25 protein-coding genes and 1 pseudogene are annotated in these 22,899 nt (G+C 67.6%); 8 read left to right on the forward strand and 18 right to left on the reverse strand.

Going from position 1 to position 22,899, the window contains the following annotated elements:
• Positions 1-179 precede the first annotated feature (179 nt).
• Positions 180-554, forward strand: a complete 375-nt coding sequence (locus tag BLO63_RS04740; protein ID WP_091437108.1) for a septal ring lytic transglycosylase RlpA family protein — start codon at positions 180-182, stop codon at positions 552-554.
• A gap of 844 nt (positions 555-1,398) precedes the next feature.
• Here the strand turns inward: BLO63_RS04740 and BLO63_RS21265 are convergent.
• The 6 genes and pseudogenes from BLO63_RS21265 to BLO63_RS04770 form a co-directional block, all read right to left on the reverse strand.
• Positions 1,399-1,681: pseudogene (locus BLO63_RS21265) on the reverse strand (MerR family transcriptional regulator); the annotation flags it as partial.
• Positions 1,678-1,983 (reverse strand): integration host factor subunit alpha, encoded by a 306-nt coding sequence (locus BLO63_RS04750; protein ID WP_018390992.1) that lies wholly within the window; start codon positions 1,981-1,983, stop codon positions 1,678-1,680. The pseudogene BLO63_RS21265 and the gene BLO63_RS04750, both read right to left, overlap by 4 nt.
• Before the next feature lie 98 nt (positions 1,984-2,081).
• Positions 2,082-3,053: a beta-ketoacyl-ACP synthase III gene (locus BLO63_RS04755; protein WP_091437112.1), complete on the reverse strand. Its 972-nt coding sequence runs from the start codon at positions 3,051-3,053 to the stop codon at positions 2,082-2,084.
• Positions 3,050-4,129 carry a phosphate acyltransferase PlsX gene (gene plsX / locus BLO63_RS04760; RefSeq protein ID WP_091437114.1) on the reverse strand — a complete coding sequence of 360 codons (1,080 nt, stop codon included), beginning with the start codon at positions 4,127-4,129 and terminating at the stop codon, positions 3,050-3,052. Before plsX ends, BLO63_RS04755 begins: the two co-directional genes overlap by 4 nt.
• Positions 4,130-4,250: 121 nt before the next feature.
• On the reverse strand, positions 4,251-4,790 hold the full coding sequence (locus BLO63_RS04765) for a YceD family protein (protein WP_091437115.1): 540 nt from the start codon (positions 4,788-4,790) through the stop codon (positions 4,251-4,253).
• Positions 4,787-5,350 (reverse strand): ubiquinol-cytochrome C chaperone family protein, encoded by a 564-nt coding sequence (locus tag BLO63_RS04770; RefSeq protein ID WP_091437117.1) that lies wholly within the window; start codon positions 5,348-5,350, stop codon positions 4,787-4,789. The genes BLO63_RS04765 and BLO63_RS04770 overlap by 4 nt, the downstream gene beginning before the upstream one ends.
• Before the next feature lie 218 nt (positions 5,351-5,568).
• Here BLO63_RS04770 and BLO63_RS04775 point away from each other — a divergent pair, with 218 nt between their 5' ends.
• Positions 5,569-6,105: an outer membrane protein assembly factor BamE gene (locus tag BLO63_RS04775; RefSeq protein ID WP_091437118.1), complete on the forward strand. Its 537-nt coding sequence runs from the start codon at positions 5,569-5,571 to the stop codon at positions 6,103-6,105.
• 20 nt (positions 6,106-6,125) lie between these two features.
• Here the strand turns inward: BLO63_RS04775 and BLO63_RS04780 are convergent, their stop codons facing one another.
• The 9 genes from BLO63_RS04780 to glyA all read right to left on the reverse strand — a co-directional run bounded on the left by BLO63_RS04780 (position 6,126) and on the right by glyA (position 13,952).
• Positions 6,126-7,367 carry an NAD(P)/FAD-dependent oxidoreductase gene (locus BLO63_RS04780; protein WP_091437120.1) on the reverse strand — a complete coding sequence of 414 codons (1,242 nt, stop codon included), beginning with the start codon at positions 7,365-7,367 and terminating at the stop codon, positions 6,126-6,128.
• A gap of 80 nt (positions 7,368-7,447) precedes the next feature.
• Positions 7,448-8,212, reverse strand: coding sequence for an ABC transporter substrate-binding protein (locus BLO63_RS04785; RefSeq protein ID WP_091437122.1), 765 nt, complete (start codon positions 8,210-8,212; stop codon positions 7,448-7,450).
• Between the two features lie 108 nt (positions 8,213-8,320).
• Entirely contained in the window at positions 8,321-9,331 is a 1,011-nt protein-coding gene (gene thiL, locus BLO63_RS04790; protein ID WP_091437124.1) for a thiamine-phosphate kinase, read from the reverse strand.
• A gap of 12 nt (positions 9,332-9,343) precedes the next feature.
• Complete coding sequence (nusB, locus tag BLO63_RS04795; RefSeq protein WP_091437126.1) at positions 9,344-9,838, reverse strand: transcription antitermination factor NusB; 495 nt, start codon at positions 9,836-9,838, stop codon at positions 9,344-9,346.
• Positions 9,839-9,843: 5 nt separating this feature from the next.
• The gene (gene ribH, locus BLO63_RS04800) at positions 9,844-10,338 is read right to left on the reverse strand and encodes a 6,7-dimethyl-8-ribityllumazine synthase (protein ID WP_091437128.1); all 495 of its coding nucleotides are present in this window, start codon (positions 10,336-10,338) and stop codon (positions 9,844-9,846) included.
• A 42-nt stretch (positions 10,339-10,380) separates the two neighbouring features.
• Positions 10,381-10,971, reverse strand: a complete 591-nt coding sequence (locus BLO63_RS04805) for a riboflavin synthase (protein WP_091437129.1) — start codon at positions 10,969-10,971, stop codon at positions 10,381-10,383.
• Between the two features lies 1 nt (position 10,972).
• The gene (gene ribD / locus BLO63_RS04810; protein WP_244517618.1) at positions 10,973-12,055 is read right to left on the reverse strand and encodes a bifunctional diaminohydroxyphosphoribosylaminopyrimidine deaminase/5-amino-6-(5-phosphoribosylamino)uracil reductase RibD; all 1,083 of its coding nucleotides are present in this window, start codon (positions 12,053-12,055) and stop codon (positions 10,973-10,975) included.
• A 61-nt stretch (positions 12,056-12,116) separates the two neighbouring features.
• Positions 12,117-12,635, reverse strand: a complete 519-nt coding sequence (gene nrdR, locus BLO63_RS04815; RefSeq protein WP_091437133.1) for a transcriptional regulator NrdR — start codon at positions 12,633-12,635, stop codon at positions 12,117-12,119.
• A 9-nt stretch (positions 12,636-12,644) separates the two neighbouring features.
• Positions 12,645-13,952: a serine hydroxymethyltransferase gene (gene glyA, locus BLO63_RS04820; protein WP_091437134.1), complete on the reverse strand. Its 1,308-nt coding sequence runs from the start codon at positions 13,950-13,952 to the stop codon at positions 12,645-12,647.
• Between the two features lie 243 nt (positions 13,953-14,195).
• On the opposite strand from glyA, the gene BLO63_RS04825 reads away from it, so the two are divergent.
• Positions 14,196-15,227 (forward strand): histone deacetylase family protein, encoded by a 1,032-nt coding sequence (locus BLO63_RS04825; RefSeq protein ID WP_091437136.1) that lies wholly within the window; start codon positions 14,196-14,198, stop codon positions 15,225-15,227.
• Between the two features lie 15 nt (positions 15,228-15,242).
• On the opposite strand, the gene ldtR is transcribed toward BLO63_RS04825, so the two are convergent.
• The 3 genes from ldtR to BLO63_RS04840 all read right to left on the reverse strand — a co-directional run bounded on the left by ldtR (position 15,243) and on the right by BLO63_RS04840 (position 17,420).
• Entirely contained in the window at positions 15,243-15,764 is a 522-nt protein-coding gene (gene ldtR / locus BLO63_RS04830; protein ID WP_162841761.1) for a transcriptional regulator LdtR, read from the reverse strand.
• A gap of 137 nt (positions 15,765-15,901) precedes the next feature.
• Positions 15,902-16,333 carry a DUF6163 family protein gene (locus tag BLO63_RS04835; protein WP_018390975.1) on the reverse strand — a complete coding sequence of 144 codons (432 nt, stop codon included), beginning with the start codon at positions 16,331-16,333 and terminating at the stop codon, positions 15,902-15,904.
• Positions 16,334-16,358: 25 nt separating this feature from the next.
• On the reverse strand, positions 16,359-17,420 hold the full coding sequence (locus BLO63_RS04840) for an enoyl-CoA hydratase/isomerase family protein (RefSeq protein ID WP_091437138.1): 1,062 nt from the start codon (positions 17,418-17,420) through the stop codon (positions 16,359-16,361).
• A gap of 274 nt (positions 17,421-17,694) precedes the next feature.
• Here BLO63_RS04840 and hemB point away from each other — a divergent pair, with 274 nt between their 5' ends.
• From hemB to BLO63_RS04865, 5 genes are all read left to right on the forward strand, one after another.
• Positions 17,695-18,756, forward strand: coding sequence for a porphobilinogen synthase (gene hemB, locus BLO63_RS04845; protein ID WP_091437140.1), 1,062 nt, complete (start codon positions 17,695-17,697; stop codon positions 18,754-18,756).
• A 21-nt stretch (positions 18,757-18,777) separates the two neighbouring features.
• Positions 18,778-20,124, forward strand: coding sequence for a branched-chain amino acid ABC transporter permease (locus BLO63_RS04850; RefSeq protein WP_091437142.1), 1,347 nt, complete (start codon positions 18,778-18,780; stop codon positions 20,122-20,124).
• Between the two features lie 8 nt (positions 20,125-20,132).
• Entirely contained in the window at positions 20,133-21,359 is a 1,227-nt protein-coding gene (locus BLO63_RS04855) for a threonine ammonia-lyase (RefSeq protein ID WP_091437143.1), read from the forward strand.
• 105 nt (positions 21,360-21,464) lie between these two features.
• Entirely contained in the window at positions 21,465-21,980 is a 516-nt protein-coding gene (locus BLO63_RS04860; protein WP_091437145.1) for an RDD family protein, read from the forward strand.
• 99 nt (positions 21,981-22,079) lie between these two features.
• Entirely contained in the window at positions 22,080-22,829 is a 750-nt protein-coding gene (locus tag BLO63_RS04865; protein ID WP_091437147.1) for an arginyltransferase, read from the forward strand.
• Positions 22,830-22,899 lie beyond the last annotated feature (70 nt).

Raw genomic sequence — 22,899 nt, forward strand, 5'->3', positions numbered from 1 at the left:
TCTGGGATAAGTTGAAGTCGAGCGTGACTATGCTGTCGATGTTTATTACCATGCGAACGACGACATGCTTCGCCCCTGCGCGTTATAGCCACAATGTCGTGATGCCCCTGCCACATTTCCTTCCCATGCATCGCTCCCTCACCAACAGGAGAAGGACTGAGGTATTGACGGCTTGGGGAATGGGACGGGTTGCCGGAGCGGCATTCGCGACGGGGATCATCTTTATCGCCGGCGGCAATGCTGCCCTTGCAAGTTCAAAGAAAACCAATGCAACCGCGACGTCCGGAATGGCGTCCTATTACGGCTATGGCGGACGTACCGCCAATGGGGAGAGGCACAGTGCGCAAGCCATGACGGCGGCGCATCGCAGCCTTCCCTTCAACACCAGGGTTCGCGTCACCAACAAGGCCAATGGCCGTTCTGTCGTGGTGCGGATCAACGACCGTGGCCCCTTTGTGAAGGGCCGCATCATCGACGTGTCCACCGCCGTTGCCGATGAACTCGGCTTCCGCAAACGCGGCGTGGCGAAGGTTGATATCGCGGTCGTCGACTGACGTCGCGACCGATCGCCGGCCGGGACGCGCCTTCAGCCGTCCCGGTCCCGCGCGGCATCAAGCAGCCGCTGACAATCCTGCAATTCATAGAGCGCCGCCTGAAGCCGCTGCACGTCCTCGCGGCTCAGTCTCGTCAGGGCGGGGGTCTCGTCAGTATGTACCCCGCCCGCGCGCGACACCGCGGCCGACGGCAGGATCGGCCGTGCTGCGGACGTCGCCGCCTGAAAGGGCGCCTCCGGCGGCAGAGCGGCACGGGCCCGCTCCGGCACGAAGCTCACCTCATCATCGGGCAATTGCGAAGCCGGCCCCGGCCCGACCGGGCGAAACGGGAACGTGGTCCGTGTCTCCTGCGGGCGCGGCTCCGGCACCGGCATCGTCTGTGGGCGAAGCTCCATTGGGGGCGGCTCGCCAACGCCCGGACTCGGCGTGGCCGGACGCAGGTCCGGCGTTCCCCGATCCATCGGCGGCATCGGCTCGAAGCGCGGCAGCGAACCCGTCGCCAGCGGCGGCTCGCTGCGAGCGGGCGCGTCGATCCGGGAGGGGCGCGCCGGCGGCTCGAGATCGGCGAGCAGCGGCAGATCGAGATGATCGGGATCGCTGTCGGGCCGGCGACGGGCCCGGCGGGTCGCGCTTTCCTCGGCCGGCTCGCGCTGGCGGCCGGGCAGCAGGTTGAGAATACCGCCCAGCGGGCCGCTGCTGGGCAGGGTGCGCGGGGGCGGCGCATCGGCGGCTGCGCCGGAAGCGTCGTCGACGGGCAGCGGTGCCGGCGCAAAGGTCGCGCGCTCGTCGCGCTCGTCCCGTTCGGCTAGGGCCTGCTCATCCCCTTCAATGTCGCGCCAGATGGCCTGCACATAGCGCGGGCCCTCTTCCTTCAGGATGCGCTGGACGCCGCGGATCGTGTAGCCTTCCCCGTAGAGAAGGTGGCGAATGCCGCGCAGCAGCTCCACATCGTCCGGCCGATAGTAGCGCCGGCCACCACCACGCTTGAGCGGGCGGATCTGCGGGAAGCGGGTTTCCCAGAAGCGCAGGACATGCTGGGGGAGATCGAGGTCCTCGGCGACCTCGCTGATCGTGCGAAAGGCGTCAGGCCCCTTCTCTCCCCCCGGCGGTTCCTGTCGCGCGCTCACGACTCGGGCGAGGCCCCGTTGATCTGCTGCTTGAGAATGTTGGAGGGCTTGAACACCATGACTCGACGCGGCGCGATCGGCACCTCTTCGCCGGTCTTCGGGTTGCGTCCGACGCGCTCGCCCTTCTGCCTCACGACGAAGGAGCCGAAGGACGAGAGCTTCACCGTCTCGCCGCGCGCCACGCAGTCGGCGATCTCGGAGAGAACCGTTTCGACCAGCGCCGCCGATTCCGTGCGTGAGAGCCCGACCCGCTGATAAACCGCCTCGCACAGATCGGCGCGCGTGATGGTGCGACCTGCCATTGCCGTGTTCCCTATCCCATCGGTACCGTTGTTTATGAACGCCAAACTAGGCGCCGTGGCCGTCGCCGGTCAACGGCACTTCGTGTCCGGGGCGCCGATTACCAGCGTATGAGCGCCGAAGCCCAGGTGAAGCCGCCACCCATGGCCTCCAGGAGAACCAGATCGCCGCGCTTGATCCGCCCATCTGCGTGCGCGGCAGCAAGGGCGAGCGGGATCGAGGCGGCCGACGTGTTGCCGTGCTTGTCCACGGTGATGACCACTTTCTCGGGCGCGATGCCGAGCTTGACGGCGCTGGCGTCGATGATCCGCCGGTTCGCCTGGTGCGGCACGAACCAGTCGATCGTGTCGGCCGACTCGCCCGTCGCCTCGAAGGCATCGACGATCACATCGGTGATCATGCCGACGGCGTGGCGAAAAACCTCGCGGCCTTCCATGCGCAGAAAACCGACGCTGCGCGTCGAAGAGACGCCGCCATCGACATAGAGCTTGTTCTTGTGCCGCCCGTCGGAACGCAGATGCGAGGTCAGGATGCCCCGTCCCTCGTCCTCGTCACGCACCGCCTCCAGCACCAGCGCGCCGGCACCGTCGCCGAACAGCACGCAGGTGGTGCGATCCGACCAGTCGAGAATGCGCGAGAAGGTCTCCGCGCCGATCACCAGGCAGCGGCGATAGGCGCCCGATTTGAGGAAATTGTCCGCCGTCGCCAGGGCGAAGACGAAACCCGAACAGACGGCCTGAAGATCGAAGGCGGCACCATGGGTGATGCCGAGGCCCGCCTGCACGCTGACCGCCGTGGCCGGAAACGTATTGTCCGGGGTCGAGGTGGCAAGGACGATCAGGTCGATGTCGTCGGGCACCAGCCCGGCATCCGCCAGCGCTGCCCGCGCGGCGTGGATGGCGAGATCGGATGTCACCTCGCCCTCCGCCGCGATGTGCCGCGTGCGGATGCCGGTCCGCTGGACGATCCATTCATCAGAAGTGTCGACCATCTGCGCGAGGTCGGCATTGGTCAGACAGCGGGCCGGCAGATAGGAGCCGACGCCACGCACCACGGAACGGATTGCACTCACGATGGAACCTGTAGCTCGTCAGAGGCGGAGGCATCCGCAACGGCAGCTTGGCCGACCTGCGGACGGTCATTCATCCCCGCTTCGATGCGGGACAGAAGCTGGTAGCGCACCATGTCGTAACCGATATCGACCGCCGAGGCGAAGCCCTCGGCATCGGTTCCCCCATGGCTCTTGATCACGACGCCATTGAGGCCGAGAAACACGCCGCCATTCGATTTGCGCGGATCGAGCTTGTCGCGCAGCGCGCGGAACGCGCCGCGTGCAAAGAGATAGCCGATCTTCGCCATGAAGCTCCGGCTTATGGCGCCGCGCAGGAATTCCGAGATCTGCTTGGCGGTGCCTTCGGCTGCCTTTAGCGCAATATTGCCGGAAAAGCCCTCGGTAACGACCACATCGACGATGCCCTGGCCGATGCCGTCGCCTTCGACGAAGCCGTGATAGGCGAGACCCGGGTGGTTGGCCGCGCGCAAGGCGGCGGCCGCCTCCTTGACCTCTTCCCCACCCTTGATTTCCTCGACGCCGATATTGAGCAGCCCAACCGTCGGCCGTTCGATGTCGAACACGATACGGGCCATGGCCGCGCCCATCACCGCCATGTCGACAAGGTGCTGCGCGGTCGCTCCAATGGAAGCGCCGACATCCAGCACCACGCTCTCGCCGCGCATGGTCGGCCACAGGCCGGCAATGGCGGGCCGGCTAATGCCGGACATCATGCGCAGATTGACCTTGGCCATCGCCATCAGCGCGCCGGTGTTGCCGGCGGAGACGGCGCAGTCGGCTTCCTTCATCCGCACCGCGTCGATGGCGCGCCACATGGAGGAGACCCGCCGGCCCTGCCGCAGGGCCTGGCTCGGCTTGTCGTCCATCCGCACGACAACATCGGTGTGCACAACGGTGCTCGCCGCCGCCAGACGCGGGCGATCCTTGAGCAACTGCTGGATGCGGGCAGAGTCGCCATACAGCAGGAAGGCGATGTCCGGATGGCGGGTGAGCGCGATCTCGGCACCGGGGAGCACCACGTCGGGCCCATGGTCGCCGCCCATGACGTCGAGCGCTATTCGAACGGGCGAGGACATCTAGCGGCGAGGTCTCATTGGTCTGGGGGACGGCGATGCGACGCCTGCGCCGCGCTGACGGCATGCCCGAGTTGAGCCGCCATGACAATAGCGTCGTTGCATTTACCCGCCCCGCTCCGGCCTATTCGGCATCCCCGCCGGCGCTCCCGCGCAGCTTTGCCAACGCCGCAAAGGGCGAGGCTTCCTCGGGCCCCGGCTCGGCCAAACCTTCAAATTGCGCGTCGGGCTTACGCGGATAGGGATCGAGGCCGAGCGCAAGAAATTCCGCCGCCACCGCGCCGGCATCGATGCTTCCATCAATGATCGGATCGGGCAGGTCGAGTTCGGAAACGTCGATTTCGGCGCCGGGGCGGATCTCGGGGAGTTTCTCGGCGGGGGCGAAGGTGACGTCGATCTCCTCGGCCACCCGCGTGTCGAACGCCTCCAGCGTGACCACGCAGGTCTGTGTGACGACGGCATCGACCTTGCCGGTGACATGCACGGTGCCGCCGCGCCCGGGGGTCAGAACGACGAGGGCGGTCAGCGAGGGAATGCCGGGAATGCCGAAATCCTTCGCCAAAGCGGCGCGGGTGGCCGCATCCGGAGCGAGCTTCAAGGTCAAGCCATCATCCGGCAGGCTTGCGACGAGCACGGGCTTGGAAAGGGGCGAAGCGTCGGTCATGACGGGTGTGTCTCCGTGGAGCCGATGGCGGCCGGCGGGGCCAGCGGGAACTCGCCAGCAGCAAGGCTGGCGAAGGGCACCGCCTGCAGCGCGGCCGCCGCTCCTATCATATAGTGCGCAAAGGCGCGCGCCTCACGCGCAAAAGCCGGCCGGGAGCCGTGGACATTGCGTAGCACCGCCTCCGAGAGCGCATCGAGGTCGCCCGCCTCTAGTGGGCCCTCATAGGCACCGATGCGGCCATAGAAGGCCTCGGCCACCTTCTTCATCTTCTTCGGCACGGTCAGGTCGCCGACCCCCATCTCCCTGAGATTGGCGTCCATGTCGGTGCAGAAGGCGTCGAACACACCCTGGCCAAGCCCGCGTCGCTCCTCGCTCTCCACCTTGAGGCGGTGAAACAGCAGGAAGGCATGGGCGAGGATCATCTCGAAGCGTCCCTCAATCGTGTCGGGCACGCCGTAATCGGTGTAAAATACCGGCTGGCGCGAATGCGCCACGATCGCGCCATAGAGCCGCTGAATGGTCTCGCCTCCGTCATTCCGGCGGAAGAAACGCAGAATCATGGACGGCTCCTGCCTCGTTGCCGCTGTCGCCTTGGCGGCGCGGCCGTGCTGGCGGGTTAACGCGGGTGGCGGTCGCTGGCAAGCCCGCGGTCTGCCGCAGCCCTGTGACGGGGCGACCGGGCGGCGTTCGATGGTTGCATCAGGGGCCCGCCCTGTGCTTTCTGCCCACTGCCGCAGCGCCTTCCGGCGGACGCGGCACGAGCTTCGGAGTTGAGTGGATGGCATCGACGCGCGCGACGCGGAACAAGGCTCCCGGCACCCGGATCACCGCCCGGGCCTCGCTAGCCGTTGCTGGCGTGACGATGGTGGGCCTCACCGGCTGTTCCGGCGACATGCCGATGGCGACGGCCAACATGGGCCTTCCTCGCTCGCCGACTGGCTTCGTTCAGGAACAGCAGCGCGGCTATGTCATCGCGCCGGAAGCGCTGGAGCAGATTCCGGTCGGGTCGAGCCAGGAGCAGGTATTGCTGGTGCTCGGAACGCCGTCCACCGTCGCCACCGTCGACGGCGAAGTGTTCTATTACATCTCGCAGAAGGCGCGGAAAGTGATGTTCCTGCGGCCGGAAATCACCAACCAGCGGGTGATCGCGGTCTATTTCGACCCCAAGGACAAGCGCGTCACCCGGATCGCCGATTATGGCCTGAAGGACGGCAAGGTGTTCGACTTCATCAGCCGGACAACACCGACCGGCGGCCAGGAGGTCTCGCTGATGGGTCAGATCTTCAACGCCACCACGTTCACTCCCGGCCTGTGATCCGGTCGTAGCGCGCCCGTTCAACCGAAACGTTCGGCCGAGAACGGTGCCGGGTCGGTGCAGGGCACCTCGCCATTCATCATCTCCGCCAGAAGGCGGCCGGTGATCGGCCCCAGCGTGAAGCCCAGATGCTGGTGGCCGATGGCCAGCCACATGCCGTTCTGGCCAGGCGCCGGCCCGATCACCGGCAGCATGTCCGGAAAAGCCGGACGGCTTCCCATCCACGGCTCGGGCTCCGCCCGCGCGCCGAGCGGAAACAGGCCGCGCGCCAGGACTTCGGTCTTGTCCAGCTGCACCGGGGTCTTGGGCGCGTCGCGGCGCGCGAACTCGACGCCCGTTGTCAGGCGGATGCCGCCGACCATCGGCGTGATGACATAGCCGCCCTCCTCGTCCAGCACGGGACGCGACAGACTGGCATTACCTTCGGCATGGTAGTGCATGTGGTAGCCGCGCTTGACCTGAAGCGGCAGGCGAATGCCGAAGGGGTTCAGCAGGTCCATGGCCCAGGGACCGAGCGCGACCACGACCTCCGGCGCCTCGACACTGCCTTCGTCGGTCATCACCGACCAACCCGAGCCGAGACGCGCCAGGGTGCGCGCATCGCCCCGCCGCACCTCGCCGCCAAGTTCGGCGAAGTGCGCGGCATAGGCTTCGGTGACCCCGCCGGGGCTGGAAACCGAATGCGGATCCGACCAGATCACCGCGCCGGTGAACACCGGCCGCAGCGAGGGCTCCATCGCCAGCGCCTCGTCGACGCTGATTTCGCGCGCGGAAAGCCCATAGGATCGGGCGAGCGGGAACTCGCTGCGCTCCACATCGAGGCCGCCCGCCGTGCGGTAGAGCTTCAGCCAGCCGCCGTCGCGGAAGAAATGGGTGGCGCCGGCGGCACGGGCCAGGCGGTCATGCTCGTCCACCGTGAAGGCGAGCAGCTTCTCCATATGCCGGGCATAATCGAGCAGGCGCGCCGGCGCGGAGGCGCGCCAATAGGCGAACATCCACGGCGCCAGGCGCAGCAGCGCGTCCCAATGGTAGTTCGCGCCCGGATTGCGCCCCAGCGCCACCTCGACAAGCGCCGAAATCTTGCGCGGGAAGGCGACGGGGTAGATCGACGCCCGCTCCACCAGCCCGGCATTGCCGTAGGAGGTCTCCTCGCCGGGACCGCGTCGGTCGACCAGAACGACGGAGCGTCCCCGCTGCGCAAGGTGATGTGCGACGCTGGTGCCGACGATGCCGGCGCCGAGCACGATGGTGTCGGTCTTCATGATGAACCTGCGGGAGGGTGGGGGCGGTCGAACGGGCACGGAATGCGTCGGGCGGCGCGCAAACGCCGCCCGACGGGTGGTCAGTTGATTGGGAAAGGAAAGTACTTGGCGTTGATCTTGGCGAAGGTGCCGTCGGCGTTGATCTCCTGGATCGCCTTGTTCAGCGCCTCGCGCAGCTCGTTGTCTTCCTTGCGCACGGCGATGCCGGTGCCCTGGGGATTCACGTCCTTCAGGTCGGGGCCCACGAACTTGCAGCACTTGCCGTCGGTGGACTTCTCCAGCCATTCATAGAGCACGAACTTGTCGGCCAGCACGGCGTCGAGGCGGCCGGCGGCGAGGTCGGCATTGGCCTCGTCCTGCGTCGGGTAGAGCTTGATCTCGGAATCCTTGTACTTGTCTTCGAGATAGGTCGCGCCGGTGGTCGAGGACTGCGCGCCGATGGTCTTGCCCTTCAACGCCGCCGGGGCGATGTCGGTGATGGCGGTGTCCTTGGGGGCGATGAAGCTGCCGGGCGTCAGATAATAGGGAATGGTGAAGGACACCTTCTCCTTGCGCTCGTCGGTGATCGACATCGAGGCGAGGATAAGGTCGTACTTGTTGGCGAGCAGCGCGGGGATGATGCCATCCCAATCCTGAGCGACGAAGGTGCACTCCACCTTCATCTTGGCGCAAAGCGCTTCGCCGATCTCGATGTCGAAGCCGACGAGCTTGCCGGCCGAGTCGACCGAATTGAAGGGCGGATAGGCCCCCTCGGTGCCGATGCGCACCTTCTTCATCTCGGCCTGGGCGGCACCCGCGCCGATGGCGAGAGCGGCGGCCGCGAGCAGTATCCTGGCGATTTTCATTTGGCTGTTCCCGTAACCAGCGCCGGATGGTCCAGCGTCTGGTTGCGAGGCTAGGTCTATGCCGCGCCGCAGGCAATCGTGGAAACACCCCACCTTCGGCGGGGCTTGTCAGAAATGGCTGAAGCTGCCTTGGGCGAAGGACAGCGGCGCGCCCTCGCCGTCGCGCACGGTCAGGCCCTGCCCCTCCACCGTGTGCCCGATCACCGACACGCCAATGCCGGCCGTGGTGGCCACAGTTTGGAACCGGCTGAGCGCGTGATGCGGCACCACGGCGAGGATTTCGTAGTCGTCGCCGCCGGTGAAGGCCACCTCCAGCAGCGCCGGCTCCGCCTCCACCGCATGCCGGGCGGCGAGACTGAACGGCACGCGCGCGGCGTCGATCTCGCCGCCGATGCCGGACGCCGCCAGCATCTTGGCGAGATCGCCGACCAGCCCGTCGGAGACGTCCATCGCCGCGCTGGCATGCTCCCGCAGGGCGCGGATGAGCGGCAGACGCGGGCGCGGCAGCAGGTAGCGGTCGAGCAGAAAAGCGCGCTCCTCAGCGCTCAATGCCGCGCATCCCGGGCGCTCCGGCGCCAGCCGCAAGGCAAGGCCGAGTGCCGCGTCGCCAATGGTGCCGCTGACCACGATGGCCTGTCCGGCCCGGGCGCCGGTGCGGCGAACCATCTCGCCCGTCGGCACCGCGCCGATGGCGGTTAGGGAAATGGTGAACGGCCCGGGGGTCCGCACCGTGTCGCCGCCCAACAATGGCGCCTCATAGAGCGCGGCGTCGGCGCCGATGCCGCGGGCAAAGGCTTCGAGCGCGCCGGCCTCCATGTCGGGGGGAATGGCGAAGGCGAGCATCACGCCCAGCGGCCGTGCACCCTTGGCGGCGAGATCGGAGATGTTGACCCGCATCGCCTTGCGGGCGATCGCTTCGGGCGGATCGTCGGCGAAGAAATGCACGCCAGCCACCAGCGCGTCCTTGGTCAGCACCAGTTCATGGCCGGGCGGAACGCTCAGGAGGGCCGCGTCATCCTTCAGGCCCAGCGCGCCGGGATGGGTGGCAATGGGCGCGAAGAGCCGGGCGATCAGCGCATCTTCGCCGGAGGGCTTCGCCGCGCTGGAACCGTCCGCCATACATACCCCCGTCTAGCCGGCGAAATCGGCCGGCCGCTTCTCCCGCGCAATGCCGTCGAGCACCGCATTGACCATGCCAGTCTCCTCGCGATCGAGGAAGGCCGCTGCCACGTTCACGTATTCGGCGATGACCACACGTGCAGGAACGTCCGGGCGCTCGGAAAGTTCATAGGTCCCGGCCCGCAGGGTGGCACGCAGCACCGCCTCGATGCGCTTCAGCGGCCAGCCATTGACCAGCGCGGCGTCCAGCAGCGTATCGACGCTCCTTTGCTCGCGCACCACGCCACCGACGATGTCGCGAAACAGGTTGAGGTCGGCGCTCGCGATCTCGTCGCCTTCGATCTCCTGCCCGATCCAGTGGCTCTCGAACTGGGCGAGGATCTCCGACAGAGGCGTGGCGGCAAGGTCCATCTGGTAGAGCGCCTGCACGGCGTTGAGTCGCGCGGCGCTCTTGCGCACCGGCTTGTGGCCGGCGGATTTGGCGGTCGGTTTTTCGTCGGCGGTCATGGTGCTCACCCGACCCGGCGCTTGAGGCGAAGCAGCGCCAGTGCCGCCTCGGCCGCGCCGGCGCCCTTGTTGCCTTCCGAAACCCTGGCCCGGACCCAGGCCTGCTCGTCGGTCTCCACGGTGAGGATGCCGTTGCCGAGCGGCACCTTGCGGGCGACCGCCAGATCCATCAACGCGCGCGACGATTCCCCGGCGACGACCTCGAAATGGTAGGTCTCGCCGCGCACCACGCAGCCAAGCGCCACGACAGCGTCGTAGGGCTTGCCGGCCGCCAGCGCCGCGTCGAGCGCAATGGCGGTGGCGACGGGGATTTCGAGCGCGCCGGGCATGGAGATGACCTCCGCCTGCGCGCCAGCGGCCTTGATGGCGCCAAGGGCGCCGGCCAGCAGCTCGTCGGCGATGTCGTCGTAGAAGCGCGCTTCGACGATGAGAACCCGTTCGCCGGCAAGCGGCATGGTATCGGCGGCATCAGATGCGCGCGGCGGGCGGGGGCTCGCCATGGTGTTACCTCATGAACTGACAGAGCCGACGACGTACAGGCGTCAACGGAACTCCGCAAGCCGCGCGGCGTAACGGGCCATCATGTCGACTTCGATATTGACACGCCCTCCCGCCGTCACCGCCTCCCAGGTGGTGTTGGCAAGGGTGTGCGGGATGAGCAGGCAGGAGAAGCGCGTGCCGTCAACCTCGTTGACCGTCAGCGAGGTGCCGTCGAGCGTCACCGAGCCCTTGGTGGCGATGAAGCGGGCGAGCGCCACCGGCGCCTCGAAGGTGAAGCGTGTCGTCGTGCCGAGATCCTCGCGCGCCACGACCTGCGCCACGCCGTCGACATGGCCCTGCACGATATGGCCGCCCAGTTCGTCGCCGATCTTCAGCGCCCGCTCCAGATTGAGCCGGCCGCCGGCCACCCAGTCGCCCGCCGTCGTCACCGCCAACGTTTCCGGCGCCGCCTCGACCTCGAAGGCGTCCGGCTGTAGCGCGACGACGGTGAGACAGACGCCGGAACAAGCGATGGAGGCGCCGAGGTCGATGCCCGAGGTGTCATAGCGCGTGGCGATGGTGAGCCGCCGCACCTCGTTGCGTGGCTCCACAGCGCGCAGGGTTCCGATGTCGGTGACGATCCCGGTGAACATTCTAGAGACGCCTCATGATGCGCAGATGGTCCGCGCCATACCGTTTCTCTTCCACCACGCAGAGATAGTCGTTCAGGGCGGAAAGCGGCAGTCCCCCCAGCGCATCGAGCGCATCGGGCCCAAGCGACAGCGGCGCCTCGAACAGCTTCACCTCGTCGACCAGCCCCGCGCCGAGGAAGGACGCCGCAATGCGCGGCCCGGCTTCCACCATCACCCGCGTCAGACCCCGCAGCGCCAGCAGCTTCAGCGCGTCGTTGAGATCGAGCCCGCCATCGGGGCGGCGGCGCACTCGCATCACCTCGATGCCCATGGCGCCCAGCATCGCTTCGGGCGCCCCCGGCGCGTCCTCGGCGGCGACGATCCACAGCGAGGCGACGCTGAGGCTGCGCGCGAGCGCGCTGGTCGGCGGCAGGCGCAGATCGGCATCCAGCACGATTCGCAGCGGTGAGCGGTCCTGCATCCCCGGGAGACGGCAGGTGAGCAACGGGTCGTCGGCCAGCACCGTGCCGATGCCGGTGAGCACCGCGTCATGGGTGGCGCGCAGCATGTGGACACGGTCGCGCACCGCCGACCCGGTGATTGCCACTGGCCGCCGCCCGGCCAGCCCGACCTTGCCGTCGGCGGAAACCGCCATCTTCAGCATGATGTGGGGACGGCCTTCGGTAACGCGGCGGATATGCCCGGCATGGTCGATCAAAGCCTGCGCCGCCCCGGTGCCGACCTCAACAGCGATTCCGGCCTCGCGCAGAATCGAAAATCCCCGGCCGGCGACGCGGAAATCGGGGTCCTGGACGGCGGCGACCACGCGGGCGATGCCGGCGGCCCGTATCGCGTCGACGCAGGGCGGCGTGCCGCCATGGTGGGAGCAGGGTTCCAGGGTGACATAGAGCGTGGCGCCGCGTGCGCCCTCCCCGGCCTGGGCCAGTGCCTGCGGCTCGGCGTGGGGGCGCCCTCCCATCGCCGTCCATCCCCGGCCCAGCACACGCGGCCCGCCCGGCCCGTCGCGCACGACCAGCGCGCCGACGGCCGGGTTCGGCCAGGTATGGCCACGCTCGCGCCGGCCGATGCTCAGCGCCGCCGCCATCAGGGAAGCGTCCGTGGCAGGTCCGGTCATAGCGTGGGAAAGTGGAGCCGGCTGCGGGGCATCAATCGTCGAGTCCGGGGTCACGGGGGCGGCGCGCGGCCAGTTCGTCTGTCGCATCCGCCTCGCCGGGCCGGGGCTCGAGTTCGCCCAGCAGGGTCTCGAAATCCTTGGCTTCGCGGAAATTGCGGTAGACGGAGGCAAAGCGGACATAGGCGACGTCGTCGAGCTGCTTGAGGCTCTCCATCACCCGCTCGCCGATCATCTCGGAGGTGATCTCGCTCTCGCCCATGCTCTCCAGCCGCCGAACGAGGCCGGAGACCAGCCGCTCGACCCGCTCGGGGTCGACGGGGCGCTTCCTCAGCGCCACCTCGATCGAACGGGCGAGCTTGTCGCGGTCGAACGGCACGCGCCGGCCGGAGCGCTTCAGCACGGTCAACTCGCGCAGCTGTACCCGCTCGAAGGTGGTGAAGCGGCCGCCGCAATCGGGACAGATGCGGCGGCGGCGGATGGCGGCGCTGTCCTCGGTCGGACGGGAATCCTTGACCTGGGTGTCGAGGCTTCCGCAGTAAGGACAGCGCATCGTTTCGCCTCAGCTGTAGATCGGGTAGCGAGCGAGCAGATCGGCGACCTTGCCCCGCACCGCGCCTTCCACGAGGCTATCCTCGTCGGCGCCCTTCTGCGAGAGCACGTCGAGCACTTCCGCGATCATGTCGCCCACCTGCTGGAATTCGGCCACGCCGAAACCGCGCGAAGTGCCGGCCGGTGTGCCGAGGCGCACGCCCGACGTCACCATCGGCTTTTCCGGGTCGAAGGGAATGCCGTTCTTGTTGCAGGTGATGTGGGCGCGGCCCAGCGCCGCTTCCGACACCTTGCCGGTGAGCTTCTTCGGGCGCAGGTCGACCAGCACCAGATGGGTGTCGGTGCCGCCGGAGACGATCTCGAAGCCGTGGCCCTTGAGGTTTTCAGCCAGCGCCTTGGCGTTCTCGACCACGTTCTTCGCGTAGAGCTTGAACTCGGGCTGCAGCGCCTCGCCAAAGGCCACCGCCTTCGCCGCGATGACATGCATCAGCGGGCCGCCCTGCGTGCCGGGGAAGATGGCGGAGTTGAACTTCTTCGCCAGGTCCTCGTCATTGGTCAGAATCATGCCGCCGCGCGGGCCGCGCAGGGTCTTGTGGGTGGTGGTGGTGGTCACATGGGCGTGCGGCACCGGGTTCGGGTGGGCGCCGCCCGCCACCAGGCCGGCGAAGTGCGCCATGTCGACCATCAGATAGGCCCCGACCGAATCGGCGATGGCGCGCATCTTCGCGAAGTCGATATGGCGCGGATAGGCCGAACCGCCGGCGATGATGACCTTCGGCTTGTGCTCGTCGGCGAGCTTGGCCACCTCTTCATAATCGATGCGCTGGTCGTCGCGGCGTACATTATAGGGCACCGGCTTGAACCACTTGCCCGACAGGCTGACCGGCGCACCGTGGGTCAGATGACCACCTGCCGCGAGGTTCAGGCCTAGGAAGGTATCGCCCGGCTGCATGAGGGCGAAGAACACGGCGGTGTTGGCCTGCGCGCCGGAATGGGGCTGCACATTGGCGAAGCCGGCGCCGAACAGCTTCTTGGCGCGGTCGATGGCCAGCTGCTCGGCCACGTCGACATACTGGCAGCCGCCATAATAGCGGCGCCCCGGATAGCCCTCGGCGTATTTGTTGGTGAGCACCGAGCCCTGCGCCTCAAGCACGGCGCGCGAGACGATGTTCTCCGACGCGATCAGCTCGATCTCGTCGCGCTGGCGGCCGAGCTCGGCGGAGATGGCGCCGGCGAGCTCCGGATCGGTCTCGGCCAGCGGCGCCGAGAAGAAACGGTTGATGAAGTTGTGGCTAGAAGCATGAGCTTCGGACGACATAGACCGGCCTCCCTGGGCGGTGGCGATGCCTCCCGGCCGGCGGCGTGCCGACCGCGAAATCGAGGCGGGTCGCTTAGCACAGCACCCCGGGCTTTCAAAGCATGCCGGCCGCAAGGGTGCCTTGCATCGAGGCGGCAGCCGCAACGGAAGGGCGCGACACCGGCGCAGGAGACGAGGTGATGACAGCGCACGGGGGCGGCGCGTATCGTCGCGCCCTCACCTTCTCGCGAATCCGGGCCCGTCATGAAGATCATCCACTCGCCGCGCCATCTCGGCCATTCCGGCCATGTCGAACTGATGAACGGACAGGTCGTTCCGGCCTTCGAGAAGCCGGAACGGGTCGCGATGATCCTCAACGCCATCGGTGAGCGGCCGTTCGGCACGCTGATCGAGCCCGCCGCCCATGGCCTCGATCCGTTGCTGAAGGTCCATGATGCCGCCTATGTCCGCTTTCTCGCCAATGCCTGGGCGATGTGGACGGCGGACGGGCGCGACTTCCCGGCCCTGCCGAGTTTCTGGCGGGCACCCGGCATGCGCACGGACATCGAGCCGGAAACGATCGACGGCAAGCTCGGCCATTTCTCCTTCGATGCCGGCTGCTGCATGGTCGCGGGCACGTGGGATGCGGTGCAGGCCGCCGCCGACATCGCCCTGACCGGCGCCGACCTCGTCGCCAGTGGCGAGAGGGCGGCGTTCGCCTTGTGCCGGCCGCCGGGCCATCACGCCCATGCCGGCACGATGGGCGGCTACTGCTTCATCAACAATGCCGCCGTGGCGGCGCAGAGCCTGCGGGACCGGGGCGCCGCGCGCGTCGCCATCCTCGATGTCGACTACCATCACGGCAATGGCACGCAGGCGATCTTCTATGATCGCCCGGACGTGCTGGTGTGCAACATCCACGCCGATCCGCTGCAGGAATTTCCCTATTTCCTCGGCTTTGCCGATGAGATCGGCGCCGGCGCCGGCGAGGGCTTCAACGCGAATTATCCGCTGCGCTGGGGCACCGATTATGCCGGCTGGGGCGCAGCGCTCGACGCGGCCTGCGCGCGGATCGAGGCGTTCGGGGCGGATGTGGTGATCGTCTCGCTCGGCGTCGACACCTACAAGGACGACCCGATCTCGCAGTTCCAGCTCAACAGTCCGGATTATCTGAAAATCGGCGCCCGCATCGCCGCCCTCGCCCGCCCGACCTTGTTCGTGATGGAAGGCGGCTATGCCGTCGAGGCGATCGGCGTCAACGTTGCCAATACGTTGGAGGGGTTTCTTCAGCGCTAAGGTGCGGAAGGCAGCTCAGAGCCGGTAGAGGATCTGGTCGGTCCAGAACCGCTCCAGCCGGCTCAACGCCTTGTTGAGCTGCTGGAAATCCTGCGGCCCGATCCCGCCGATCTGCTCGATGGTGGCGAGGTGCTTGGCGTGGAGGCCTTCGACAAGGTCGCGGACCTCCTCGCCCTTGGCGGTCAGCCGGATCCGTACCGAGCGCCGGTCCACCCGCGAGCGGCGATGGTCGAGAAAGCCGGTCTCGACCAGCTTCTTGAGATTGTAGGAGACATTGGCCCCGAGATAGTAGCCGCGCGTGCGCAGTTCGGCGGCGGTCAGTTCGGCGTCACCGATATTGAACAGCAGCAGCGCCTGCACGGCGTTGATGTCCTCGCGCGCGCGCCGGTCCAGCTCGTCCTTCACCACATCCAGCAGCCGCCGATGCAGCCGCTCCACCAGCGTGACCGCCTCCCGATAAAGCGGGCGGATCGCATCCCGCCGCTCGTCTTCGGCCTCATGGATGTTGACGACGTTGACCGCCTGAGCTGCGCGCATGGATCGTATCCCGGTCTCAGAATGGAGGATTGGTTCCCTCTCATGAGGCGGCAAGTCTCACGCCGGCGGGGCTAAGATCGGTTTAAGCGACAGGCTGAATCCTTCGTCACCGCAACGGGTTAATGAAAGATGAAGACTCAGCGTTCGCTCTCGCGCGCGGCCTTGTAGGTAAGGAAGGCATAGGCGGCGACCAGCACCGTCTCAATGGCGGCGACGATCATCAGCCGGCCGACGCCCTCCGGTGCCGAGGCGTTGATGAGGATCTGCACCATCGCCGTCACCAGCCAGAGCACCACGCCCCAGGACGCGCCGAGCCAGAGGCCCACGGCCGCAACCGGGTTCATGATGGCGGCCCAGATCACCGCCGACTGAGCGGCGAGGGAAAGCATTTCGAAGCGGCTGGTGTCCCCGTCCCAGACGCCGCAGACGAGGGTCCAGCTGTAAACCGTCTTCACCATCAGGAAGCCGGCGAGGCAGCGCAAATACAGAATCACACGCGATTGCCACAGCGGCATGCGTGCCCCGGCCGGGCCAAGGGTGGCGTCTATGGGATCGTAGGGAGAACTCATGGCGCCTGCATACTCCAAAACGCGGTCAGGCCAGCAGCAATTCGTCGTCAAGCGGCGTATCGAACAGGGCGGCGATGGCGGCGGGGTCGACCTCCTCCAGCCGCGCCGGGCGCCAGGCCGGCTTCTGGTCCCTGTCCACCAGCACCGCGCGCACGCCCTCGAAGAAGTCGGACTGGTCGAGCAGGCGCGTCACGAGGCGGAACTCCAGCCTCAGACAACCCGCCAGATCAAGAGCCGGGCCACGCTGCATCTGCTGGAAGGCGATGTGCACGCTGGTCGGCGAGGCGCGGCGGATGGTCTCCAACTGCAACCGGGCGAAGGCGGCGACGTCGCCCTCGCCTTCCCCCACCTTCTCCAGCGCGATGAGAATGGCCGCCACCGAGCCGCCGGCGAAGATGCGGTCGATGTGCGGGTAGAGGCCGGCAAGATCGGGGGCTGGCGGCCGAACCGCCAGGCGCGCGAGGCGCCCGTCCATCGCCTCACCCGCCGCCAGCGCGTCGATCAGCTCCGGCCAGCGGGCGGTCGGGACATAATGGGTGTAGAGGCCGAGCGCCAGCGCGTCCGCCATGCCGATCCGGGCACCTGTCATGGCGAGCCAGGTGCCGCTCCAGCCGGGAAGGCGCGGCAGCACGAATGTGCCGCCGACATCGGGAAACAGGCCGATAGCGACTTCCGGCATGGCGAAGCCGAGATTCTCTCCGGCCACGCGGTAGCGTCCATGGCCGGTGAGGCCGAAGCCGCCGCCGAAGCACAGGCCGTCGACCAGCGAGGCGAAGGGCTTGGGGTAGCGGGCAATGAGATAGTCCAGCGCGTACTCGTCGCGCCAATACTGCCGGGCCTCCTGCTTGCGCCCGGAACGGCCAAGCTCCGCCATGGCGCGCACGTCGCCGCCGACGCAGAACGCGCGCTCATGCGCCGAACGGAGCACCACATGGGCGATGCGGGAATCGCTGATCCAGGCTCGCAATTGCGCGTCCATCGCCCGCACCATCGGGTGATCGAGCGCGTTCAGCGCGCGCGGCCGGTCGAGCGTCACGATGCCAAGGGCGCCGCGCTCCTCGAAGCTGATGCCGATCTCTGCTGTCATGTCACTCATGCCGCGTTGCTGTCCCCGCCCTGCCACTTAAGCTTTTCTCCGCCGCCGGCAAAGCCGCATCGCGGATCCCGCACGCCAGGTCGCGGCCGCCGCAGGGGTTGCCGCGTCAACATGCCCCGCGACCCAGGGACCGGCGCATACGCAATCAACCGGGTGAAGAGGTCGCGCGCGGCGTCGTATGGAGCTATAACCATTCGAAAGTGCCGCGCCGGAGGCGACGCGGCGGGATCCCGCCCTCCTGGCGAGTGTCTTTGCGAGCGTGTCCATGACCATTCCCTTCGCCCGTCCGCGCCCTGTCCATCCCGAGCCCTCCGGCCGGCCGGATGCGTCGTCGAAGCTTGAGCTGGTGCAGCGCCCCCGGCGCAACCGCAAGTCCGAATGGGCACGCCAGCTGCTGCGCGAAAACACGCTCACCGTCGCCGATCTGATCTGGCCGATCTTCGTCAAGGACGGCCATGGCGAGCGGACCGCAATCGGCTCGATGCCGGGGGTCGATAGGCTTTCCGTCGACGAGGCGGTGCGCGAGGCGGAACGGGCGGCGCGGCTCGGCATTCCGGCCTTGGCGCTTTTTCCCTACACCGACCCGGCGCTGCGTTCGGCCGACGGGCGCGAGGCGCTGAATTCCGGCAATCTCGTCTGCCGCACGCTGCGGGCGATCAAGGACGCGGTGCCGGAGATCGGCCTCATCACCGATGTGGCGCTCGATCCCTATACCAGCCATGGCCATGACGGGCTGCTCGATACGCAGGGGCGCATCCTCAACGACGAGACGGTGGCCGTGCTGGTCGAGCAGGCACTCGTCCAGGCGGAAGCCGGCGCCGACGTCATCGCTCCCTCCGACATGATGGACGGGCGCGTGGGTGCGATCCGGCGGGCGCTGGATGGCGAGGGCTTCCACGATGCCCAGATCCTCGCCTACAGCGCCAAATACGCCTCGGCCTTCTACGGTCCGTTCCGCGACGCGGTGGGCTCCACCGGTTGCCTCAAGGGCGACAAGCGCACCTACCAGATGGACCCGGCCAACGGGATGGAGGCGCTGCGCGAGGCGGCGCTCGACATCGAGGAAGGGGCGGACATGCTGATGGTCAAGCCCGGCCTGCCCTATCTCGACATCGTCTACCGGCTCAAGGAAACCTTCGGCCTGCCGACTTTCGCCTATCAGGTCTCGGGCGAATACGCGATGATCGAGGCCGCCGCCCGCAATGGCTGGCTCGACGGCGACAAGGCGATGATGGAAAGCCTGATGGCCTTCAAGCGCGCCGGCGCCGACGGCATCCTCACCTATTTCGCGCCGCGCGTGGCGGAAAAGCTGGCGCGCGAGGGCTGACGACGGCAGGCGCAAGCGGCCATGCCCGGCGGCGCGCGCGGCGGCCATCGCCTGCTCCAACGTGCCCTGATCGGCCTCGCGTTGCTGCTGCTTCCCGGCTGCGGCTCGGTGATCGACGCCGACCAGGCCCGCCTGTGCCGGGCGGTGGCTCCCGCTCTCCATGATGAGGCGGCTGACATCGTCGAGACTCAGCTTGCGCCGGTGCCGAATGATCCCACGGCGCTGCGCTATCGCTACCGCGTGCGCTCCTCCCACGGCAGCGGACCGCATGAACTGATCTGCCACTTCGCCGCCCAGGCCGGCGCCGGCCGGTTCCACCTTGTGGCGCTCCTGCAGGATGGCACGCCGCTGGGCGATGTGAAGCTCTATATCCTCCGGCGCTGGTGGCTGCAGGAAAGTCACGGCGAGACGCGGGGCGCGCCGCTCTTCCACCTGGGCAAGAGCGGGGCCTATTGGCTCCAACAGGCCCTTGGCGGAATCGTCTTGATGGGGGTCTACGGTCTCATCGCCACCGGCTTTGCCCTGGTCCACGGCCTTTACGGCCGGATCAACCTCGCTTTCGGGGAAGTGGCCGTGGCCGGCGGCGTCTATATGCTGGTCGCGATCAGCCTCGCCGGCGCGGCGGGGCGGCTCGGACCGGCCGGGCTGGCGATGGCTCTCCTGGCCGGCATTGGCGGAGCGGCGCTGCTGAGCTGGGCGATTGGCAGGACGGTGATCGTGCCCATCCTTGCCCGTGCCCGCTCGCCGCAGCCGGTGCTTATCGCCACGCTGGCCGTCGCCATCGTGCTGGCCGAACTCTTCCGCCTCACCTCTCCCTATCGTGAAAACTGGCTGCCTGCGCTCATCAACCGGCCGATCCTCATCGCCGGGCAGGACGGCTTCATCGCCACCGTGACGCCGGCGCAGCTGCTCGCTGCCGGGCTGACGCTCAGCGGCATTTCGCTGCTGCTCGGCCTCATCCGCTTCACCGGATATGGGCGCAGCTGGCGCGCCCATGCCGACGACCCGCTGATGGCGGCGCTGACCGGCGTGCGGATTCCCAGGCTGGTGGGCGTCACTTTCGCGCTGGCGGGAGGCTGCGCCGGGCTTGCGGGAGTGGCCATGGTGATGGCCTATGGAACGATAACGCCCGGTGACGGGCTTTCGATGACGCTCAAAGCCTTGATTTCGGCTATTATTGGCGGCATTGGCTCCGTACCGGGTGCCTTGCTCGGCGCCGCCCTCGTCGCCAGTGTCGAAATCGTGTGGTCGTCCGCCTTCGATATCGGCTATCGCGACGTGGTGATCTATTCCCTTCTGGTGGCCGTTCTAGTCCTGCGGCCGGGAGGCCTTTTCCAGCGTGCGGCACATTCGCCGCGAGAATTCTGAGTGGTTCGATGACCTTGCCCGTAACCCCCGCCGATGTCGCCGCCGCACGCAAGTTGCTGGATGGCGCGGTGCTGCGCACGCCTACCCTGCCGGCGCCGCGCCTCTCGGCGATTACGGGCGCGCATGTCTATGTGAAATATGAAAACCTCCAGGTCACGGCGAGCTTCAAGGAACGCGGCGCGCTGACCAAGCTGGCCAGCCTCTCGGCGCAAGAGCGCGCCGCCGGCGTCGTCGCCATGTCGGCCGGCAATCACGCGCAGGCATTGGCCTATCACGCCGCCCGGCTCGGTATCCGCGCCACGATCGTCATGCCGAAGTTCACGCCGATCGTGAAAGTGGCTGCCACCGAGGCACATGGCGCCCGGGTGGTGCTGCACGGCGAATCGGTCGGCGACGCCTCCGAAGAGGCCGACCGCATCGCCCAGGCCGAGCATCTCGTCTGGGTTCACCCCTATGATGACCGCCATGTGATCGCCGGCCAGGGCTCGATCGCTTCGGAGATGCTGGAGGACGCGCCGGACCTCGACGCCCTGCTCGTGCCCGTCGGCGGCGGCGGGATGATCGCCGGCATGGCGGTGGCGGCGCGCGACATGCGGCCCGATATCGAGATCGTCGGCGTCGAGACGCAGCTTTACCCCTCCATGTGGAACGCGCTTCACCAGCAGTCCCTGCCCTGCGAAGGCGCGACGCTGGCGGAAGGCATTGCGGTAAAGCAGGCCGGCACGCTGACGCGCGAGCTGGTGTCGGCGCTGGTGTCCGACGTAGTGCTGGTGAGCGAGCCGACGATCGAGCGCGCGGTGAACCTGTTCCTGACCCAGCAGAAGACGCTCTCCGAAGGCGCGGGCGCCGCCGGCCTTGCGGCCCTGCTCGCCGATCCCGACCGCTATCGCGGCCGCAAGGTTGGGCTCGTCGTGTCGGGCGGCAATATCGACCCGCGCATCGTCGCCTCCATCATGATGCGCGAACTGGAGCGCGAGGAGCGGATCGTTTCGTTCCGCTTTTCCATGCTGGATCGGCCGGGCGAACTCGGCATCATCGCCGGTCTGCTGGGCGGGCTTGGCGCCAACATCCTCGAAGTGGAGCACAAGCGCCATTTCCTCGACGTGCACGCCAAGGGAGCCCGGCTGGACGTAACGGTGGAGACCCGCGACCGCGCCCATGCCGACACGGTCTATCATACGCTGATCGAGAACGGCATGGATGTGGTGCGGGTCGACTGGCAGGCCGCCGGCTAGCACGGTTTGAGCGAGAGAACGTCTGTCTCGGCGGGTTGCCGAGGCGGGAACGCTCTTGTCCGCGCCGGAGGGCGCCCCCACCTGACGGGGCAGGAGGAGACCGGCATGTTCGATACACGCAATGGCGAGGAAGAGAGGCCCTACGCCTTCGATCCGCTCGTCGAGCCGGAATATTTTCGCGGCGTGCTCTCCCGCCGGTTCATGGCGTTCCTCATCGACACCGTCATCATCTGCGTGCCCGTCGGCATGGCGGCACTGCTGATCTTCATCTTCGGCTTCCTCACGTTCGGGCTCGGCTGGTTCCTGTTCAGCCTGCTGGGGCCGGGCTATGTGGTGTGGGCGCTGGTCTATGTCGGGCTCACCCTGGGCGGACCGCGCTCGGCCACGCTGGGCATGCGCGCGATGGGGATCGAGATGCGGGTGTGGCACGGCGCGCCGATGACGCCCATGCTGGCCGTGGTCAGCCTCGTCCTGTTCTGGGTGTCGATTAGCGTCTTCACCCCGTTCGTCACGATCATCGGCCTGCTCAACCGGCGCAAGCGGCTGGCGCATGATTTCATCATCGGCACGGTCGTGACCAATAATGACGAGCGGGCGGGCGAGCTTCGCGGCTATCGCTGATCCCGCCGCCCTTGCGGATCGTAATGCTCCGCATAAAAGCAGGCTTTGACGTCGCGGCCGGGGCGCGCGATCCTCAGCCATTCGCAACGTGAACATGCCGTGACCGAACATTCGCGCGACACACCGCAATTCTACCTGACCGCTCCCTCACCCTGCCCCTATCTGGCGGGGCGCTCGGAGCGGAAGGTGTTCACGCATCTGGTTGGCGAGCGGGCCACCCAGCTTAATGACGTGCTGACCCATGGCGGGTTCCGGCGCAGCCAGTCCATCGCCTATCGCCCGGCCTGCGAGCAGTGCCGCGCCTGCGTCTCGGTGCGGGTGTGCGTCGACGATTTCCGCGAGACGCGCGGCTTCCGCCGCGTGCGCCAGGCCAATGCCGACCTCATCGGCGATATCCGCGCCGCCATCCCGACTGCCGAGCAATATTCCCTCTTCCGCCTCTATCTCGACAGCCGGCACTCCGATGGCGGCATGGCCGACATGACGGTGCTCGACTATGCGATGATGGTGGAGGACAGCCATGTCCGCACCCGGCTGATCGAATATCGCCGCCACGGGCCAGCCACGGCGGTCAGCGGGCGCGGCCAGGGGCCGCTCTATGGCGTGGCGCTGACCGACGTGCTCGCCGACGGCCTGTCCATGGTCTACTCGTTCTACGATCCCGACCAGGCCGGCCGCTCGCTCGGCACCTACATGATCCTCGACCATATCGCCAAGGCGAAGGCGATGGGCCTGCCCTATGTCTATCTCGGCTACTGGGTCGAGGGGTCGGACAAGATGAACTACAAGCGCCGCTTCCTGCCGCAGGAGCGCCTCGCCCCTGCGGGCTGGATCCGGACGGAGGAATAGGTCGTCGCGCCGTCACATGACACGTTGTCGACCGCCGGCCCGCACGCCCGTCATAGCGCTGTGACGTCGG

Source organism: Ancylobacter rudongensis, from assembly GCF_900100155.1.
GTDB classification, from domain to species: domain Bacteria; phylum Pseudomonadota; class Alphaproteobacteria; order Rhizobiales; family Xanthobacteraceae; genus Ancylobacter; species Ancylobacter rudongensis.

Excerpts from the sequence above, each read along its gene's own strand:
- BLO63_RS04740 (WP_091437108.1), top strand. The coding sequence starts at position 180 with ATGGGACGGGTTGCCGGAGCGGCATTCGCGACGGGGATCATCTTTATC.
- BLO63_RS04750 (WP_018390992.1), bottom strand. The coding sequence starts at position 1,983 with ATGGCAGGTCGCACCATCACGCGCGCCGATCTGTGCGAGGCGGTTTAT.
- plsX (WP_091437114.1), bottom strand. The coding sequence starts at position 4,129 with ATGTCCTCGCCCGTTCGAATAGCGCTCGACGTCATGGGCGGCGACCAT.
- BLO63_RS04765 (WP_091437115.1), bottom strand. The coding sequence starts at position 4,790 with ATGACCGACGCTTCGCCCCTTTCCAAGCCCGTGCTCGTCGCAAGCCTG.
- BLO63_RS04770 (WP_091437117.1), bottom strand. The coding sequence starts at position 5,350 with ATGATTCTGCGTTTCTTCCGCCGGAATGACGGAGGCGAGACCATTCAG.
- BLO63_RS04775 (WP_091437118.1), top strand. The coding sequence starts at position 5,569 with ATGGCATCGACGCGCGCGACGCGGAACAAGGCTCCCGGCACCCGGATC.
- BLO63_RS04780 (WP_091437120.1), bottom strand. The coding sequence starts at position 7,367 with ATGAAGACCGACACCATCGTGCTCGGCGCCGGCATCGTCGGCACCAGC.
- BLO63_RS04785 (WP_091437122.1), bottom strand. The coding sequence starts at position 8,212 with ATGAAAATCGCCAGGATACTGCTCGCGGCCGCCGCTCTCGCCATCGGC.
- thiL (WP_091437124.1), bottom strand. The coding sequence starts at position 9,331 with ATGGCGGACGGTTCCAGCGCGGCGAAGCCCTCCGGCGAAGATGCGCTG.
- nusB (WP_091437126.1), bottom strand. The coding sequence starts at position 9,838 with ATGACCGCCGACGAAAAACCGACCGCCAAATCCGCCGGCCACAAGCCG.
- ribH (WP_091437128.1), bottom strand. The coding sequence starts at position 10,338 with ATGGCGAGCCCCCGCCCGCCGCGCGCATCTGATGCCGCCGATACCATG.
- BLO63_RS04805 (WP_091437129.1), bottom strand. The coding sequence starts at position 10,971 with ATGTTCACCGGGATCGTCACCGACATCGGAACCCTGCGCGCTGTGGAG.
- ribD (WP_244517618.1), bottom strand. The coding sequence starts at position 12,055 with ATGGCGGCGGCGCTGAGCATCGGCCGGCGCGAGCGTGGCCATACCTGG.
- nrdR (WP_091437133.1), bottom strand. The coding sequence starts at position 12,635 with ATGCGCTGTCCTTACTGCGGAAGCCTCGACACCCAGGTCAAGGATTCC.
- glyA (WP_091437134.1), bottom strand. The coding sequence starts at position 13,952 with ATGTCGTCCGAAGCTCATGCTTCTAGCCACAACTTCATCAACCGTTTC.
- BLO63_RS04825 (WP_091437136.1), top strand. The coding sequence starts at position 14,196 with ATGAAGATCATCCACTCGCCGCGCCATCTCGGCCATTCCGGCCATGTC.
- ldtR (WP_162841761.1), bottom strand. The coding sequence starts at position 15,764 with ATGCGCGCAGCTCAGGCGGTCAACGTCGTCAACATCCATGAGGCCGAA.
- BLO63_RS04835 (WP_018390975.1), bottom strand. The coding sequence starts at position 16,333 with ATGAGTTCTCCCTACGATCCCATAGACGCCACCCTTGGCCCGGCCGGG.
- BLO63_RS04840 (WP_091437138.1), bottom strand. The coding sequence starts at position 17,420 with ATGACAGCAGAGATCGGCATCAGCTTCGAGGAGCGCGGCGCCCTTGGC.
- hemB (WP_091437140.1), top strand. The coding sequence starts at position 17,695 with ATGACCATTCCCTTCGCCCGTCCGCGCCCTGTCCATCCCGAGCCCTCC.
- BLO63_RS04850 (WP_091437142.1), top strand. The coding sequence starts at position 18,778 with ATGCCCGGCGGCGCGCGCGGCGGCCATCGCCTGCTCCAACGTGCCCTG.
- BLO63_RS04855 (WP_091437143.1), top strand. The coding sequence starts at position 20,133 with ATGACCTTGCCCGTAACCCCCGCCGATGTCGCCGCCGCACGCAAGTTG.
- BLO63_RS04860 (WP_091437145.1), top strand. The coding sequence starts at position 21,465 with ATGTTCGATACACGCAATGGCGAGGAAGAGAGGCCCTACGCCTTCGAT.